The following is a 16,607-nucleotide window of genomic DNA, read 5'->3' as shown; positions in this document are numbered from 1 at the left end:
ACCCCTATTCTAGTTGAACATCTCCTTCTCGATTATCCCTTTAGTTGGAAAAACATTAATGAATCTCAGGCACGAATGGTAACTCGAAGCGACACGATTATTTACTAAGCAACCTGAGAACCTTACTCTAGCCACACCGAATCACATGATTTTTTTGGCCAGCCAACAAAGTAAATTTTCGCCAAAAACCACTTCCTTATATGGAATCTGCCGTTAAACTACTGTAATTCAGATGCTAGTTATCAGTGCTCTCACAACGTCGTAAATTTCTAATATTAGTCCGAGTATGTATGCCCAAAATGATCCCAAACTTTGATCAATTATCTAAGAGTGAGAAAAAAGAGAGTCGTATTCAGTTAATCATGATTAGCTTTCTTTTAGTTTTTACCCTCCTTGTTGCCACGGCAATTGGTACTTGGGCTGGAACCAATAAAGTTTTTGAAGTACTTAAACGTATTCATACAACCGGAGAGTTGATATTTTCTTTGGATAGAGCTCGTCTTAACACGTTAGGTTATGTAAGAGATAATAGTGAAAAGCATTTAAATGAAGCCTTAGACTATATTGGAAAGGCCAAGGATCTGACATTAGATTTAAATGATCACAATGAAGAAAGAATTCTCGTTCTTATCAGTGAATATAGAGAGAGCTTTTTGGAGTATGTTGCGATAAATAAAGAAAGAAAAGCAATAATAGCCGAGTACGCCGATCGTTCCAATTTGGTAAATAATAATCTAAAGATGGTTCTGAATTTCAACTATACTTATAGAAACCCTCACACAATTGAACTTATAAACAGTTTGATAAGTGATAAAACTGCTATAAACAAAAAAATAGTCAACTCTCTTACTCTTGGAAGAAGACTAGACACTCAGCAATTAAATGAAGCTATTGGTATTCTTAAAAACATAAAATCCAATTTAGAAGAGCTAATACCTCTTATAAAAAACAAAGATAAATCATATTCTCTATCAAAATTATCAGAAGACACTGATTTCTACATTGATATAGTTACTAAATTAAACAAGAATAACTATGCATTGATTAAAAATTCTAAAGAAGCTATTCCATCCGTTTTAGAAGCCGAAGCAATCATACTTTCTATTCGTGACGAAAGAATTAATAGTGTGAGTGATTTAAAGCTGACCTCTTATCTCATTACGCTACTAACGTTGTTGTTTTTCATTGGTATGGTTATGTTAGCGTACTTGATTTACCATTCATTAAAGAGTTTAGTAAGGCTTACACACGAGGCAACAATTGCTAGAGATGAGGCTATATCATCTACAAAAATAAAGTCTCAATTTCTAGCTAATATGAGTCATGAAGTCCGAACGCCAATGAACGCGATTATGGGTATGACAGGGCTAGCTTTAAAGACTAGCCTAAATGAAAAACAACAAAAGTACATTGAGAGCATCGATATTGCATCTAACCAACTGATCCACATCATTAACGATATTCTTGATGCATCAAAAATAGAGTCAGGCAAATTCACTATTGAGTTAAGCCAATTTAACCTAAAGCAACTGCTAAACGATTGCCATAAACTCATGTCGGTGAACGCCCATCACAAAGGGTTGAGTTTGAACTGCCAGTGCGATGAAAATGTCCCTAAATTAGTGAATGGTGACTCATTAAGACTAAACCAAGTTTTACTAAACATTGTAGGTAATGGCATAAAATTTTGTGATAGTGGCTATGTTTCTATGGATGTTAGTTGCATCGAAAATAATGGCACTAGTGCTCGTGTGTTGTTTGAGATTACCGACACTGGCATTGGGATATCCGACCAGGATATCGACGCTCTTTTTAAGCCTTTCGCTCAAGTAGATAACTCTACTGCTCGGTTATACGGGGGAACAGGGTTAGGTTTAATGATAAGCAAACAACTTGTAGAGTTAATGGGGGGAGCTTGCACGTTATAAGCACACCTAACAAAGGAAGTACTTTTTCTTTTGATATACCATTCAGTCTAACTGTGCAGGATGCCGTCAACCACAATTCAGAGATAAAAATAGAATCACCTAAAAACATTCATCAACTACACGGCAAAAAAATTCTACTTGTTGAAGATAACTATATTAATCAAGAGTTAGTAAAAGAACTATTATTACATGTTGTAGATCTCGAAATTTGTGGGAGCGGAGAACAAGCCTTGTTGCTTTTACGTTCGAAAGAGTTCGACGGTGTGTTGATGGATTGTCAACTTCCTGTAATGGACGGATATCAAACGACATCATCCATTCGTAATGATCTAAAACTCTCGCTCCCTATTATCGCGATGACAGCTAATGTCATGCCTCAAGACAAACACAAGGCTATCGAATCGGGTATGAATGACCTTATCGCGAAACCTTTAAACACTGAAGACATGTACTCCAAGATGATAATGTGGTTTTCTGACAGCATTAGCTCACAGGATTCTAGACAAAGTCCATCATCACAGCCTACAACTGAAACATCAGAGTTTGATTTACCTGAATGGTTGAAATCCGCTCCGCATATTGATCATATCTCAGGCTTAAAAGTAAGTGCCGGCAACGTCAACCTTTACCTTAAGTTACTTGATGTCTTTGCCAACGATTACGAAGAGTTTGTGGCAATAATGGAACATGCCGATGAGATCCACAAATTAAAAGGCACGGCTGGTAACTTAGGGGCAACTCGACTACAGCAAGCTTGCGATACTTATGAATACTCTCACAGCGAAGATGCCCTCAACGATATAAACTCGCAGCTAAGTGCTTTACTTCTACAGATTAGAAAGCCTAAAGAACAGGTCGATAAGACATCAACAGAAATTATAAAGGAAGAATCAATGCAACAACTAATTGGACACGTATTGATCGTTGAAGACGATATTGTGAATCAGTTATTACTGAAGAACCAACTTAAAGAGCTGGGACTATCAAGTGATGTTGTCAATGATGGAAATGAGGCCCTATCTCAATTACAAAATCGTAAAGATGGTTATGACTTGATTATAACAGATATTCATATGCCGAATCTTAGCGGCCCTAGCCTCGCTAAGGCTATCAAAGAAGATATCGTAAAGTTCGGCTATATCAATATTGTAGGTAGTTCAGGTGAGCGCGATTACCAACTTGGTGACTTCCCTAATTTTGATGAGCTAATACTCAAACCTTTTGATGCTCAAACAATTCATAACAAGATCTCAAAATTTCTCATTAGTTCAGATGACGATTCTAGTTTTGATAACCAAGAGGAAATTGAAGACAATTTCACTCACTATAGCGCAGAAAATAAGATTGAGATCTATAACGTTATTATTAGCTCTATGACTAAAGACCTAAAGGATTTAGACACGACAGATGACGTTAGAAGTTTGGCTCATAAAATCAAAGGCTCTGCGAATATGCTAGGGATCAGGTCTGTTTCTGAACTTGCACAATCGTTGCAAAATGAAATAGACACAGAGAAGAGTAAAGAAAAAATAGAGAGGCTTAAACTCGCTATGACAGCAACAATCAAAGATGTAAAAAACCTTCTAACTAAGGCTTATGTGTGATGGATGAGTTAAGCATCCTCATCGTTGAAGACGATTTGATCCAAAGTACAAGGTTGAAAATTGATTTGAGTTTACTCGGTCATAAGACAACATATGTCGCTAATGATGGATTAGAAGCGTTAAAGCTCATTGAAGCAAAAAAGATCGACTTAATCTTCTGCGATATCAATATGCCTAAGATGGACGGAATCAAATTTCTTCTTCAATTATCAGAAATAGATAATTCTCTTGGTGTTGTTATTGTCACTGCTGTTGAGGACGACATTAGTGAATTAACCGTTAATATCTGTTCTCTATTAAATTTCAAATATCATACGTTGCTAAGAAAATCTGACATCAAGTCAAAACTATTAGAATCAATTGATGGCTTTCACTATCAAATTCAAGAAGAAAAAAATCATCAAACACCACCTCAACTGACTCTGAGTGATGTTAGATGCGCATTTTTAAATAAAAACATTATAAATCACTACCAACCTAAGGTTCTATTTTCAAATAATACACTCGTCGCAGTTGAGGCTCTAGCTAGGGTCAAGCATGAAGATTTAGGTACATTAAGTCCTATATCTTTCATTGAGTGTATGGAAGAAAATGACATGATGGATGAATTGTTCTTTGTCGTACTAAACAATGCTGTAAAAGAAGTTGCCGCTTACCATTATGATATTTCTGTATCTATTAACATGACACAAGGCAACCTAGAAATCCCTAATGTATGTGACCAAATCATAGATGTTTGCGCACTCCATGACTTTTCGCATCATAAGTTAACATTAGAACTCACTGAGTCTCACGCATACCAAAACAATCCAACCGCGCTAGCTACACTAGCAAGATTGCGGATACACGGGTTCAAACTATCAATAGACGATTTTGGGACCGGATATGCCTCGTTGGATAAGCTTCTAGATCTACCCTTTACTGAAATGAAGGTCGATAGGCGCTTTATTACCGACTTACCTTCTAAGCCTAAATATCAAGCCTTAGTAAAAATGCTCCTCCAGGTAGCCAACTCTCTTGAGATGAATACCGTTGTAGAAGGTGTTGAGGATATGTCGACTTGGAACATCTTAAAAGAACTCGGCTTTGAACAATGCCAAGGTTATTTTACAGGAGCACCGGTACCACTAGAGAAGCTTCACAACTGTTTGTCAAAGTCAGTAGTTATTTTGGACAATACTTAACGGTTAATCTAGAGCATGTTTCGCAACTCGGCTTTCAGCCAACTCAAAGTTGCGAAGCACATTTAACGTTTCTAATTCTTTTTCGTTATACAATTCTCGACATACCTTAAAGCATGATTTCAATAATATTTTCACTTCCCTTGCTCTGAAATTCGAAGGCCAAGCTTGGGTCAAGCACTCGATGATTTGTAAGTTAACTTCTCGAATATAAGTATTCTTAGACCTTACATCAATCAAACAATCTAAAGCAGCGACAAGCTCTTTTGACTTAATTAAATGAGTAACTTTATCCATATTGGTGTTAACAGCATCAGTTTGCGTTTTATGCTGTTGGGTCAAAGATTTAAGTAACTCAACTTGTGATTTTAACAGCATAGGACTGGAATCACTCTCATCCAATAACACTTTAATTGATCTAATGCATTCACCAAACTCCTTATTAAAGGAAAGTAAGCATAGTAAATAGTTAAAGTGATATTTATTGTAAAATCCTAACACTAAGTCATTTGAATAAATGTGCTTAAGTATCGTAATTGCCTCGCTCAACTTACCTTCAAGAATGGATAAATGACACATAATAAGCTCTTGATCAACATCATAACTAGGCTGATAATCATGTTGCTCATCAGTTCGATTATTATTTTTATCCTTAATCAGTGATATTTGCCTAAATTCATTTAACGCTTCAATTTTTAATTTTTTAGGGTCTTCTTCTATTTGGTTTTCATTTATTACTAGGCTATCTTTTTCAATTGAGTCATAAATAAATAGTATACATCGAATGTAATTATAGCGTGACTCTAAGCTGTCTCGATATGTATCAATATTAAGTTCATAATACATCATAAACCTTGCAGCAGCGTTTCTATAATCACCTTGAGAAACACATAAGTTTGCAATAACCAATTCCCTTTCAGGGTTACCAGGAGTCAATTCTGAAATAATAGAAAACTGTTTTATCGCTTTAGGAATATCACCATTATAAATGTCATATTTTGCATTTAACGTCATGGCTTGTGTCGAATTAGGCACCTTTGCTAGCATTTTTTCGACAATAGATTGAGCTCTAGCAAACTCACCCAGCTCTATTAAGCTATCGGCTAAACCCGCATTTGCCCACTCAACATCTTTTTCAACAATAATTGAGTCATAAAGCTCTTTCGCTTCATTAAACATGTTTAACAATGCGTAGAACTCCCCTCTAAATTTTTGTATTAGAAAGTGGTATTGAGGATATTTAAACTCCAGTTCGTCACATAAATTAAGGCCACGAGTATAATCTTTTTGATTTTTAGCTTGGTAAAGCTCATATAATGCCGACTTTCTTGCGAGCGACCTTCTAATCTTGTTAGTAAAATAGACTGAATTAAAAGGCTTTAAAATATATTCATCAGGAGAGAGCTCAATGATAGAGCGAACGATTTTTGATAACGACTCACCAGTTATCACTATAAAACTACTTTTTGGCTTTATGAGACTATAGTGTTGGAGTTCTTCAAAAACTTGCTTGCCATTAAGGCGAGTATAAAAATTATAATCACAAATAATCAGGTCAAAACCCATTTTTTTACAGTGCCAAATTGCAGCTTTAGGATCTTTTGCATGATAAATATTTTTATCATACAGGCCTAAGCTAATCAACATTCTCCGAATACTCGACAAGATCACCGGGGAGTCATCAACTATTAAAGCTAGTATGTCACTGTAATTTTTCATAAATGGGGTGCTCTCCTATAACAAGGCAAGTGTAACATGACCAATTTTGTAAATAATCCCTTCAGTTACAAAAAAATATGATGCGAGCTTTTATTGGCTTAGGATCACACTTTCACACCAGCAACATCTAACCAATTGATATAAAAGGAAATAGAAGAAAATGTAATAATTACTCCTTATTCATATCAAATCTCAATTTTTCATCTCAAAACGATATAGTGATGAATGCCCGCTTCTCTCAGAATGTGCGGCCGCTACGCCGCTATACAGGTGAGACAAGATGAGAAATAAGCACATGACCCTATGCGATCACACCATACAAGAAGCCTTCGAAAACGACTGGCACACCTGCTTTTATCAGCCAAAGGTTCAGCCTAATGTCGAGAAAGTGACTGGGGTTGAAGCGCTATTTCGCCTAGACATTCCAGAAGAAGGGATTTTCGCTCCAGGCATGTTTATTGATCGTGCGTTTGCATTAGGTTATGAAGAAGAGATCTTTTTTAGTGTGCTTGAGCAATCATTAACAGAGGTAAAATCGCTTTCTGTTCACCTGAACTTAGCCGTGAACATCAGTAAGAAAGTACTGGCTAACCCTGATAACGTGGAAAAGGTTCGTGAATTGCTTTGGAATACCTCGTTCAAAGCAAAGCAGCTTACTTTTGAACTCAGCGAAAATGATCAGTTCGATGACCAACTTTGTGAGCAGATCAAACGCTTTCAATCTCTCGGCATTAAAATCTCAATCGACGACTTTGGCATTGGCCATTCAGATATGAATAAGGTGATGGGCCTTAATGTCGATGAAGTGAAGTTCGATAAATCGATTGTGAACAGTATTGAGCCAGCAAGCTCCGACTTGGTTAAGCGCACTCTGGCGTACTGCAAAGAGTCTGGAATCGAAACCGTTGCGGAAGGCGTTGAAGACACAGATACACGTCAACTAATCCATCAGCTAGGTTTTGACAGCTATCAAGGCTTTCTATACTCAAAGCCACTGCCTTTAACTGATCTTAGATTCGTCATGTAGATAGTTGGAGCTCAAGTAACGTTAGCTTAAAACAAACTCGACGCTTTTTTTCTTCTGCTTAAGGTCGTGATATCGAATGTACTTGAAGTAGATATCGTGTTTGTTTTGGATGTTTTGAGAGAACGGATTATTCACTAATTTCTTTATATCAGCCTTGAAAAACGGCATGCCGAGCTTGCTCATGTATGGCTCTAAGTAAAGATCATAGAGGAACTGGGACATTGCAGGATCAAGAGTCGGAAAGCGAAATTCAATGCCTGCCAAATTATCTGCCATGTAATCGAAGATCTTGCGTCGAATCACGATGCTAACCGCGCCAACACTGCAAAGCATCTTACTGAGGCCATCGTAAACCACATGACCAATAATGACTCCCTCGAACAAGAAGCAAAGCACCTGCATATCGTCTTTTCTCACGCCAAGATACTGAGCAACCTCGATAAAGTCTTTGCCATAAGTTTTGAGGTGCATCCCTTGAATCGACTTAAGCCTTTTCGCAGGAAGCAAGCCCATGTTGTATGACTCTACGCTTGTGACCTCATAGTCGTAGCCAATATCGGCATTAGACGGACGTTCCATATTCTTTGTTGCGGCTTTGACTTGCACCATTTCTTCTACCGAAAAATCATAGTCGACCTGAAAGAAACTCGCGATACCAAGACGACGAACAAAACTAGGCAACGTCTTTGCCCTTTCCCATTGGCTGACCATCACCTGATTTACACCAAAAAACGCTCTATGAGAATTGGAAAGCAACTCTGCAAATTCTTCCTGTGAAATAGAGATTGATTCACGAAGTCGTTTTAACTCTATAGGGAAATTTTCTTTATTCATCTGTTACTTACCTAGCTTTTTTATCAGTGTAGTTCACTCAATATCGTCCGTACAAGATCAGTGTTAAACACTTAAGAAAAAAGCCACTTCGTGATGAAGTGGCTCTAAGCGAAAGCTGTAAGGTTCTAGGTTCTAGGTTGAGCAATGTTGCCCTTGGCGATCAGACAATACTTTACCGTCTTTGATCGTCACTATGCGCTTAGTTCGTTCAGCAAGCGAGTTATCGTGCGTCACGATAATCAATGTTCGGCCCTCAGCATGAAGCTGATTAAACAAAGCCTCTATCTCAGCGCCAGACTTGGAATCCAGAGCTCCTGTTGGCTCATCAGCTAATATAATCTGAGGGTCATTAACCAAAGCTCTAGCAATAGCGACACGCTGTTTCTGACCACCAGACAGCTGATTCGGTTTATGGTCAAGTCTATCGCCCAACCCTACTTGTTCAAGTAATGCCGCCGCACGCTTACGACGTTCTTTAGCTTTGATCCCAGAATACACGAGAGGCAGAGCAACATTGTCCAATGCAGAAGCATACTCAAGTAAATTAAAACTCTGGAATACAAAACCAATTTTTTGGTTCCGAATACCTGCAAGATCATTGGCACTCAACGCAGCAACATTTTTTCCATCCAGTTGATACTCCCCTTCCGTCGGCTTATCAAGGCAACCAAGCATATTCATCAGCGTTGATTTACCGGATCCTGACGGGCCTAAAATAGACAAAAACTCTCCTTTCTCAATCGAGAGATCGACACCGTCTAATGCACGTATTTCAGTATCACCGTTTGAGTAGTGTTTACCGATATTTGAGAGTTCCACTAAGAATTTGTTAGACATGGTTTCTCCGCTGTCTTTGATCTCATCATTCACTTTGTAGTGCCTCCATCGGAGTCACTTTCGCCGCACGATTAGCCGGGAGCCAAGCCGCAGCGACACCAATAACCACCAGCGTCAAAACAACAATGGTGACAACCAACCATGAAAGCTCAGGAACAGGTTTACCAAGACGCTCATAAAACATATTGCCTTCAAGCTCTAACGAGCGAATCACAGCAATCAGTGTATAAGTGATCACTAAGCCCAATAAACCACCCATCATCATGGTCATCAATGACTGAACCAGATAATGCATGCGAATCATCCCTGGAGTAGCACCGACCGCCACTCTCACGCCAATATCTCTTGTGGAGCGTTTCACCGTTGCATACATCACGTTAGCAATACCTATACCCGCCACTGCCAAAGTGATAAAACCAATCACACCAAGGAACCCCTGCAGACCAACTAAGAATTGTTGCATCGTTTTTTGTTTGAGAAACATATCCTCAACCTGAACGACCTGCTCATCACTGACACTGGCACCATGTTTGCGCGCAATAACCTGACGAATCGTATCGGCAAGTTTGACTCTGTCGACACCATCATGAGGTTGAACGTTGATACCACTAATGTCACCGTTAATATTAAAACGCTGCCATGTAGAGAAAGGAACAAAGCTCGAATAATTGATGCTATCTCCCTGTTCAACCTTGGCACTGTTTTTCTCTAGTACACCAATCACCGTAAACTCTTGGCTGCCAATTTTTACTGTTTTCCCCACGGGATTGACCTCTAATTTGACAGTAGCAAACCAGCTAAAGCTTTCATTAGGGTTAAACAAATCGGCCGCTAAAAGGTAACCCAACACGATGACTTTGCGTTGTTGCTTTTGGTCTAGAGGATTAAACCAACGCCCTCCTGGACGTGTCTTGAGATTCGTCACCGACTGAAATTCAGTCGTTACCGCTAACGCTTTTTTCCAAGACCCTCGCTCCCCAACAGTAAGTGATTCATCCCACACAGCTGTCGGCACCGCAGCTTTGATGTTAGGCAGAGCCTCTACAACTTTCGTATCTTCTACTGTTAGAGTCAGCGGCTTGCCCTGATGAAAAGATCCATAATCAACCGTAGCCATCCCCCCTGATAGATAAATCAAATTACCATTGCCATTTTGTGCCGTTTTAAGCACGCCTTGCCTAATGCCTTCTCCCACCGATAGCATCGCTGAAATACACAAGGTTGCCCACGCAACAGCCAGAATCGTGAGCCCAAGTCGTAGCTTTTCTGCAGACATTTCCTGAAAGATTTGTCTCATCGGTAATAGCATGATTAAGCCCTCGCACTGAGTGCGTCAACAGGAGTTAGGCGAGACGCCCGTTTTGCAGGAAAGTAAGAGGCTAAGAACGCCAGAATCAGTGTCACCGTTAACGCCATTCCAATCGAGCTTAACGTGATAACAGGTGATCCAATCCATTCAGGTAACGCCATCGAGCCAAGCAAATAAACCGTACCAAAGGACGCCATTAATCCCACGATGGATCCTAAGGTAACTAAGATAAGCCCCTCAATAATAAACTGAGACATGATGGAACCCTGTGTTGCACCAATCGCCAGCCGAACGCCAATTTCTCGAGTTCTTTCCGTAACAGAGAGAAACATGATATTAGCCACACCCAAAGCGCCAACCGCCATAGTCATTGCGCCACTGGCCGTCAGGAATATTTGAATACCACGAAAGATACCGGTAATCACGTCTCCACCCTCACTAAAGTCGGGCAAATAGACCGCATCTTTATCAGTAGGATCAAAGTGCATCTGTTTAGCAAAAAAATTGACAATGTTACGTCTAAACGATGCGGAATCCATGGCTTCTACAGGCTTTAATAGCAGTTGCCATGGCTTATCTTTCCAGAGGTCAAGATAAGTAGTTTGGGGCACAAAAACTCGTCGACTCTCACCAAAAGAGATTCCTCCTTCATTATCAACCATCACGCCTATTACGTAGAATGGAATACCGTTGATCTTAATATGATCGCCAATGTCGACTCCGCCCATTTGAGCAATTCGATCACCCAATACAACCACCCGTGTGTGGTTTTCCATATCCGTCACCGAAATACTTCGTGAACCAGGCTGCAACTTATTTTGTGAGATAGGAAAATAAGAGGGAGCAACACCACTCACCATACTGCCAATATTATGCCCTTGAGTGTTCGTCACGCTGGTATCCCTTTTAAGGTAAACAGCAGACGCCTCTTTAACAAAACCAGCCTGCTGGATCAGCTCAATTTTATCTTGTTCAAGGTTTATTTCTCGCCTTGAAGGCATGCCCTGCCAAGGTTTACTCGTACTAGAGGGAAACACAACCTGAGTGTCATTGACCAAAAATGAGAAAGACTTCGTTTGATAACGATAGAAGCCTTCTCCTAACGCCATTAAAACAACAACAGACAGCACGCCCCATGAAATTGCGATAATAGCCAAGGCACTTTTCATCCGATGCGCCAATAACGTTTGCCAAGTCTGAAGGAAAAGATTAACCATGGTGCAGCGCCTGAGAGATCAGCGCCATCGCTTCATCATCTAATTTACCGGTTGTCTGAAGCAGGCCTATTCTCTGACGCCAATAATCATATAAGTTGGTCTGTAGAAGGAACCTTGAATCAAATAAGCTGTTATGTGCATTAATAACATCCGAGGCTTCCAGGAAACCCGCGTCGTATAACTTTTCTTTACTACTCAACACCTCTGCGCGAGACGCTACAACATCATGCGCCATTAACACTCGTTCCCAGTTGAGCTTCACTTGAGTAAAGTTCTGATCAATTCGCTTCTTGATGTCTATTTCAACCTTTCGTAAATCCTGCTTAGCCGTCAACAAGTTAAGCGAAGTTTGGTCCACTTTGGCGCGTGTTGAACCATTTAAATCAATAGGAACACTAAGAGTTAAACCCGCGTTAAACTCACCGTTGTCCAACCGATCATTGTCGTTATAGCCCACTTGCCCTTTAACTGTTGGATAATAACCTCCTTGGGCGGACTTTTTGTCTAGCTCACGCGCTTCAACGCCTTTTATGGCAACCAGTAATTCAGGGCTATTATTTCTCGCTAACTCAAGCCACTGCTGCTGAGAAGCCACCAGCATAGGAGGCTCAACCAAGTTCTCAGTACGAATTTGATCTACTGAATCAGGAGCTTGGTTTATCAGCGCTTCCAGCTCTGACTTTTTACTTTCTAACTCTGCCTTTGCTCGCAGAATATTGGCTTTGTCAGACAACTGATTAGCACGCATCTCTTCCACATCAATCGATTTCACTTTGCCTGCTAGATAGCGTTTTTCGAAGATTTTTAGCAGCTTGCTGCCTTCCTCTAACTTACTGTTGGTGAGCTGTAAGTTACCTTGGGCGCTGCCTATATCGAGATAAACCAGAAGTAACTTAGCCGCCAAATCATTATGTGCTTGAGCCAATTCCAGCTGGGATTTCAGATAATCTGATTGTGCTTTATCTAATTCAGACCAAAGGCTACTGTCCCAAATAACCTGAGACAGCTCTGCACCATAACGATTTGAACTACTGCGGTCTTCGCTCCAGTCTGCTGAAGCGCTCGCGCTTAAAGCGGGTAATAAAGAGCTGCGACTTAAATCCACCGAACTCTCGCCGAGTTGAACACCAATTCGGGCTTTCTCGTAATCAGGATCCGTCTGTTTGGCGCGCTGCCATGCTTGTTCAATAGAAATGGCATATGAAGGGCAGCTAAGCACAGTTGCTAATAGCAAGCTGCCTAGACTCAACAGGGGCGATTTACGAGGTAACAGAGGTTTGTATAATCGCTGTGAACAACTAAACAGCGCTGGCTTAACCATGTGCTGCCCCCATCATACTGTTATCGATGACGGCTTCGTCTAACTCCACACCTTCGATGACTTCAACATTGATACCATCTGATAGGCCCAGTTTTACCGCTTGTTTGTGGAAGCCTTGTTCTGAGCTGTCAGGGATTAATACGTTAGGGCTATCGCCTTCAAATTGCAGTGCGCGCTCTGGTAGAGTGAGTACATTTTCTGATTTAACTAGAATTATCTGAGCAGATGATGAGAACCCTGAACGTAGTCGGACGTCTTGAGGTATTTTGAGCTCGCCAACTTCGACTTCAAAACCGTTATCAAAACTTTTGCCCGAACTACTATCAGCTGTTGAGTTAAGACTTTCAGACTGAATCGCAATCTTAGTCAGTACCCCTTCTATTTCAATACTTGGATAAGGTGCAACGGTCAGTGTTACTGGCATCCCCGGAGTAAGTTGGGCTGCATCATGCTCACTAACACTGCCCTTAAAAATCAGACTGTTCATATCGGCCAATGACATCATTTCTGTTGCCGCTTGGCTCGATTCAGTAGAAATAATCGGTTCTCCTACCTCGACTTTTCGATTCAACACCGTACCGTCTATCGGAGCATAAATGGTAGAGGTGAGGCGAGAGTTACCAATTGTCGACTCCCCGCTTTGAATCAATTCGAGGTTCTGACGTTTTTGCATAACGTCAGCCTGTGCTGATTTCACATTGGAACGTGCAGTCACATATTCGTCGTAGTTCTTAGGAATGATTTCTTGTTCGACCAAACTCTGCAGATTAGCGAGTTGTTGTTTTGCTGACTCAATGTTCGCCTCACTTCGCATCAATTCGGTCGAGGCATCGGTCAACGCTTTCGGGGTAGGGTTAGGGCGAACCTTAATAAGCGGCTGACCTTGCGTTACGTATTCACCAACACCGGCATAGATTTCACCAACGATCCCATCAATTTGAGATTTGATAGACACAGAGTGCGCGGGAACGATATACCCCACCGCAACCGCCTGCTTTTCGATCGTCCCCGTGGAGACCGTTAGGGTTGGAAAGGCTTCAATAGGCGTTGAAGTTTGAAAATAGAAATACGCACCTCCACCTAGCAGCGTGGCACATGCCACAGACACTAACCCACGTTTAGTCATAATTTATCCAGCTCATTATTTTATATTTGTGAGCCATATGACTACCGTGGATATGCGAAGTTCATAAATAGTATAAAATTTTATAATGCATAGCGTTAAAGAAAAATTAGACGACAGACTTTCTACGCCTCCTCTTAGCCTTACCACGACCATTTAAGTAGAAAGTTGTCTTCGTTTAACGCACTTTAAATCTCGTAGGCCCAGCACTCTTGTTGTATGTCGAGCAGCTCCGACTTACCGCTCTCTAGCTGATAGAGGTGGAATTGGCTTAAAGGGGGTGAATACACATGCAACGTAATGAGCGGCTCATCGCCAGCCTGTAGATTCGATATCTGATGAATATCATTATCTTTACTGACGGTCACACTGCCCTCTTGGAAATGAGTCGACTGAGAAGCAAAAATATGGCCATTAGCCGCCGTTTCAAACAGGGTTTCCGTTGCTTGCCCATGTAGAACCTTTACGCCACAAGACGTATTCAAATGGTCATGTATTTTACTTCTTTGCCCATTTAGCCAACTCAAAATTAAAACTTCGCAGTGGTCATTCTTGAAAAGTCTTTGTCGGCAGTATGTTTCTTTATCAAAACTCGCCAACGACTTGATCTCTTCTTTACTCAGCTCGATGTTATCCAATATGAACCTAATGGAAGCCAGAGACATAGGTTTATTCGCCAGCTGTATTTGATCCATAAATTCTTGGAAATTAAGCTCATAATCGTTATTAATTAACGCGGCTAACGCGGGAGATTGCGTTGGAGTGATATCAGTACGTTGCAAAATACTTACCTCTGACTATGTTTTGCTCTTCCGAACTCGAAGTTAAAAGTTCTCTTCGAACGATGAAATATGGCTGATTCGATTCAGCACAAGTTGGGAGGATACTAACACCGTTTAAATTAAATTTAACAAGTAACTACAAGTATTTACATTCATATAACAAAAGCATCTAACAACCAATTTGAAGCAACGGAATCGCCATATTGACTTGAGCTCTGAATAACTGGGTAATATGAAATAGGAACAACAAAAGAACGGCTTCTATCACGGTTGAGATTACGCGTGTCAATTAATGAAATTGATTCACAAATCAGAAGAGATCAATCACAATTAAGGTTATGGTCACCATTGAAATTAGTCTAACTGGATACTTATGATTAACCCAAAACTCATCGCCCTACTTCCCGATCTCGCCTCGTTTATCTTAGTTGTGAATGAGGGTAGCTTTACCGCCGCAGCAAAGCAGCTAGGCGTTACACCTTCAGCGTTGAGTAAATTGATCACACGTCTAGAAAAAGCACTCTCAGTAAAACTGTTCGAGCGAACCACTCGTACATTGATCATCACGCAAGCAGGCCAGTTGGTATACGATCAAAGCGTGGTCATGATTAATGCGGCGCAACAAGCGGTTGAGCTTTCTACCTCTGACCATACTGAACCTGCAGGCTCTATAACAGTAGCAGCGCCAGAAGCCTTCTTGAACTCCGTGCTACAGCCTTTCGTTGTTCCATTCTTGAATCAGTACCCTGAGATTCAACTCAAGTTAAGAGCCGCCGATGGCGACATCGACATATTGCGCCAAGGCATCGACATTGCCTTTCGCCTTACCGACAAACCTGACGAGAGTTTGGTATTGAAAGAACTCGGAAAAACAAACCTCGTGTTATGTGCGAGCCCCGACTATTTAGATGCCAAAGGAATCCCTCACCACCCTACCGAACTTTCTGAGCACGACTGCTTATACCTTGCAGAAACAGATAAAGACCACATTTGGGACTTCCTTAAAGATGATGAGTTTTACACAGTACCCGTCAGCGGACGTTACGCTGTGAACCACTCTCAGATGCGATTGAAAGGTGTTAAAGAAGGGCTTGGCGTAGGTATTTTCCATGACTTCGTAATTCAAGATGCATTAGCTGAAGGTTCTGTAGTTCAAGTATTGGAAGATTGGACCATCAAGAGTAATTACCATGGCGCTATCGCGATGCAGTTTGCTCAAACCAAGTACATGCCTGCGCGATTGCGTGTGTTCATTGATTATGCGATGGAACACTTGGGTGACAAGCTGGCAGGAGAAATAAACTGATGCTGAAAGGAATACACCACGCCGCCATTATTTGCTCAGACTACGAAGTCTCTAAACGCTTTTATACGGAAGTTTTAAAGCTTGAAGTGATTGCGGAGAATTATCGTGAAGCACGCCAGTCGTATAAGCTCGACTTGGCACTGCCTAATGGCGCTCAAATAGAATTATTCAGCTTCCCTGACGCACCTGAAAGACCAAGCTTTCCGGAAGCTCAAGGGCTGAGACATTTGGCTTTTTGTGTTGATGACGTTCAATATGCCAAAAGCTATTTGGAAGAACAAGGCATTGAAGTCGAACCAATTCGAGTTGATGAATTTACGGGGAAATCATTTACGTTTTTCGCAGACCCAGACGGCCTGCCGCTTGAGCTTTATCAGATCTAAAGCTGTATCAGATCTAAAGCTTTATCAAATCTAGAG

The 16,607-nt window shown here is 40.8% G+C and carries 14 protein-coding genes; 6 read left to right on the top strand and 8 right to left on the bottom strand.

What is annotated here, in order from left to right; all coding sequences use genetic code 11:
• The first annotated feature begins 290 nt into the window (after nucleotides 1-290).
• From OCU90_RS18285 to OCU90_RS18275, 3 genes are read left to right on the top strand one after another with little or no spacing between them, the layout of a single operon-like run.
• Nucleotides 291-1,928: a histidine kinase dimerization/phospho-acceptor domain-containing protein gene (locus OCU90_RS18285; RefSeq protein WP_240513408.1), complete on the top strand. Its 1,638-nt coding sequence runs from the start codon at nucleotides 291-293 to the stop codon at nucleotides 1,926-1,928.
• Nucleotides 1,916-3,532 carry a response regulator gene (locus tag OCU90_RS18280; RefSeq protein ID WP_240513407.1) on the top strand — a complete coding sequence of 539 codons (1,617 nt, stop codon included), beginning with the start codon at nucleotides 1,916-1,918 and terminating at the stop codon, nucleotides 3,530-3,532. The genes OCU90_RS18285 and OCU90_RS18280 overlap by 13 nt, the downstream gene beginning before the upstream one ends.
• Nucleotides 3,532-4,716: an EAL domain-containing response regulator gene (locus OCU90_RS18275; protein ID WP_061023359.1), complete on the top strand. Its 1,185-nt coding sequence runs from the start codon at nucleotides 3,532-3,534 to the stop codon at nucleotides 4,714-4,716. Before OCU90_RS18280 ends, OCU90_RS18275 begins: the two co-directional genes overlap by 1 nt.
• Nucleotides 4,717-4,719: 3 nt before the next feature.
• On the opposite strand, the gene OCU90_RS18270 is transcribed toward OCU90_RS18275, so the two are convergent.
• Nucleotides 4,720-6,432, bottom strand: a complete 1,713-nt coding sequence (locus tag OCU90_RS18270; RefSeq protein WP_061023357.1) for a response regulator — start codon at nucleotides 6,430-6,432, stop codon at nucleotides 4,720-4,722.
• Nucleotides 6,433-6,727: 295 nt separating this feature from the next.
• Here OCU90_RS18270 and OCU90_RS18265 point away from each other — a divergent pair, with 295 nt between their 5' ends.
• Nucleotides 6,728-7,459, top strand: a complete 732-nt coding sequence (locus OCU90_RS18265; RefSeq protein ID WP_061023427.1) for an EAL domain-containing protein — start codon at nucleotides 6,728-6,730, stop codon at nucleotides 7,457-7,459.
• A 21-nt stretch (nucleotides 7,460-7,480) separates the two neighbouring features.
• Here OCU90_RS18265 and OCU90_RS18260 read toward each other — a convergent pair whose 3' ends face one another.
• The 7 genes from OCU90_RS18260 to OCU90_RS18230 all read right to left on the bottom strand — a co-directional run bounded on the left by OCU90_RS18260 (nucleotide 7,481) and on the right by OCU90_RS18230 (nucleotide 14,882).
• The gene (locus tag OCU90_RS18260) at nucleotides 7,481-8,293 is read right to left on the bottom strand and encodes a helix-turn-helix domain-containing protein (protein WP_061023356.1); all 813 of its coding nucleotides are present in this window, start codon (nucleotides 8,291-8,293) and stop codon (nucleotides 7,481-7,483) included.
• Nucleotides 8,294-8,425: 132 nt separating this feature from the next.
• Complete coding sequence (locus OCU90_RS18255; protein ID WP_026012387.1) at nucleotides 8,426-9,130, bottom strand: ABC transporter ATP-binding protein; 705 nt, start codon at nucleotides 9,128-9,130, stop codon at nucleotides 8,426-8,428.
• Between the two features lie 25 nt (nucleotides 9,131-9,155).
• Complete coding sequence (locus tag OCU90_RS18250) at nucleotides 9,156-10,439, bottom strand: ABC transporter permease (RefSeq protein WP_061023353.1); 1,284 nt, start codon at nucleotides 10,437-10,439, stop codon at nucleotides 9,156-9,158.
• A gap of 2 nt (nucleotides 10,440-10,441) precedes the next feature.
• The gene (locus tag OCU90_RS18245) at nucleotides 10,442-11,656 is read right to left on the bottom strand and encodes an ABC transporter permease (RefSeq protein ID WP_061023351.1); all 1,215 of its coding nucleotides are present in this window, start codon (nucleotides 11,654-11,656) and stop codon (nucleotides 10,442-10,444) included.
• Nucleotides 11,649-12,977 (bottom strand): TolC family protein, encoded by a 1,329-nt coding sequence (locus OCU90_RS18240; protein WP_081089982.1) that lies wholly within the window; start codon nucleotides 12,975-12,977, stop codon nucleotides 11,649-11,651. The genes OCU90_RS18245 and OCU90_RS18240 overlap by 8 nt, the downstream gene beginning before the upstream one ends.
• A complete protein-coding gene (locus OCU90_RS18235; RefSeq protein WP_061023350.1) occupies nucleotides 12,970-14,103 on the bottom strand; it encodes an efflux RND transporter periplasmic adaptor subunit in 1,134 nt (377 codons plus the stop codon). The genes OCU90_RS18240 and OCU90_RS18235 overlap by 8 nt, the downstream gene beginning before the upstream one ends.
• Before the next feature lie 185 nt (nucleotides 14,104-14,288).
• Nucleotides 14,289-14,882 (bottom strand): cysteine dioxygenase, encoded by a 594-nt coding sequence (locus OCU90_RS18230; RefSeq protein ID WP_017079740.1) that lies wholly within the window; start codon nucleotides 14,880-14,882, stop codon nucleotides 14,289-14,291.
• A gap of 373 nt (nucleotides 14,883-15,255) precedes the next feature.
• Between OCU90_RS18230 and OCU90_RS18225 the strand changes: the two genes are divergently transcribed.
• Together OCU90_RS18225 and gloA2 are read left to right on the top strand one after the other, a co-directional pair.
• On the top strand, nucleotides 15,256-16,188 hold the full coding sequence (locus tag OCU90_RS18225; RefSeq protein ID WP_004730200.1) for a LysR family transcriptional regulator: 933 nt from the start codon (nucleotides 15,256-15,258) through the stop codon (nucleotides 16,186-16,188).
• Nucleotides 16,188-16,571, top strand: coding sequence for an SMU1112c/YaeR family gloxylase I-like metalloprotein (gloA2, locus tag OCU90_RS18220; protein WP_061023348.1), 384 nt, complete (start codon nucleotides 16,188-16,190; stop codon nucleotides 16,569-16,571). The genes OCU90_RS18225 and gloA2 overlap by 1 nt, the downstream gene beginning before the upstream one ends.
• The last annotated feature ends 36 nt before the right edge of the window (nucleotides 16,572-16,607 follow it).

Origin of the sequence: Vibrio splendidus, assembly GCF_024347615.1 — a bacterium.
Taxonomy (GTDB): domain Bacteria; phylum Pseudomonadota; class Gammaproteobacteria; order Enterobacterales; family Vibrionaceae; genus Vibrio; species Vibrio splendidus.
The sequence above is the reverse complement of the archived record's forward strand: the minus strand, read 5'-3'. Positions and strand labels throughout refer to the sequence as shown.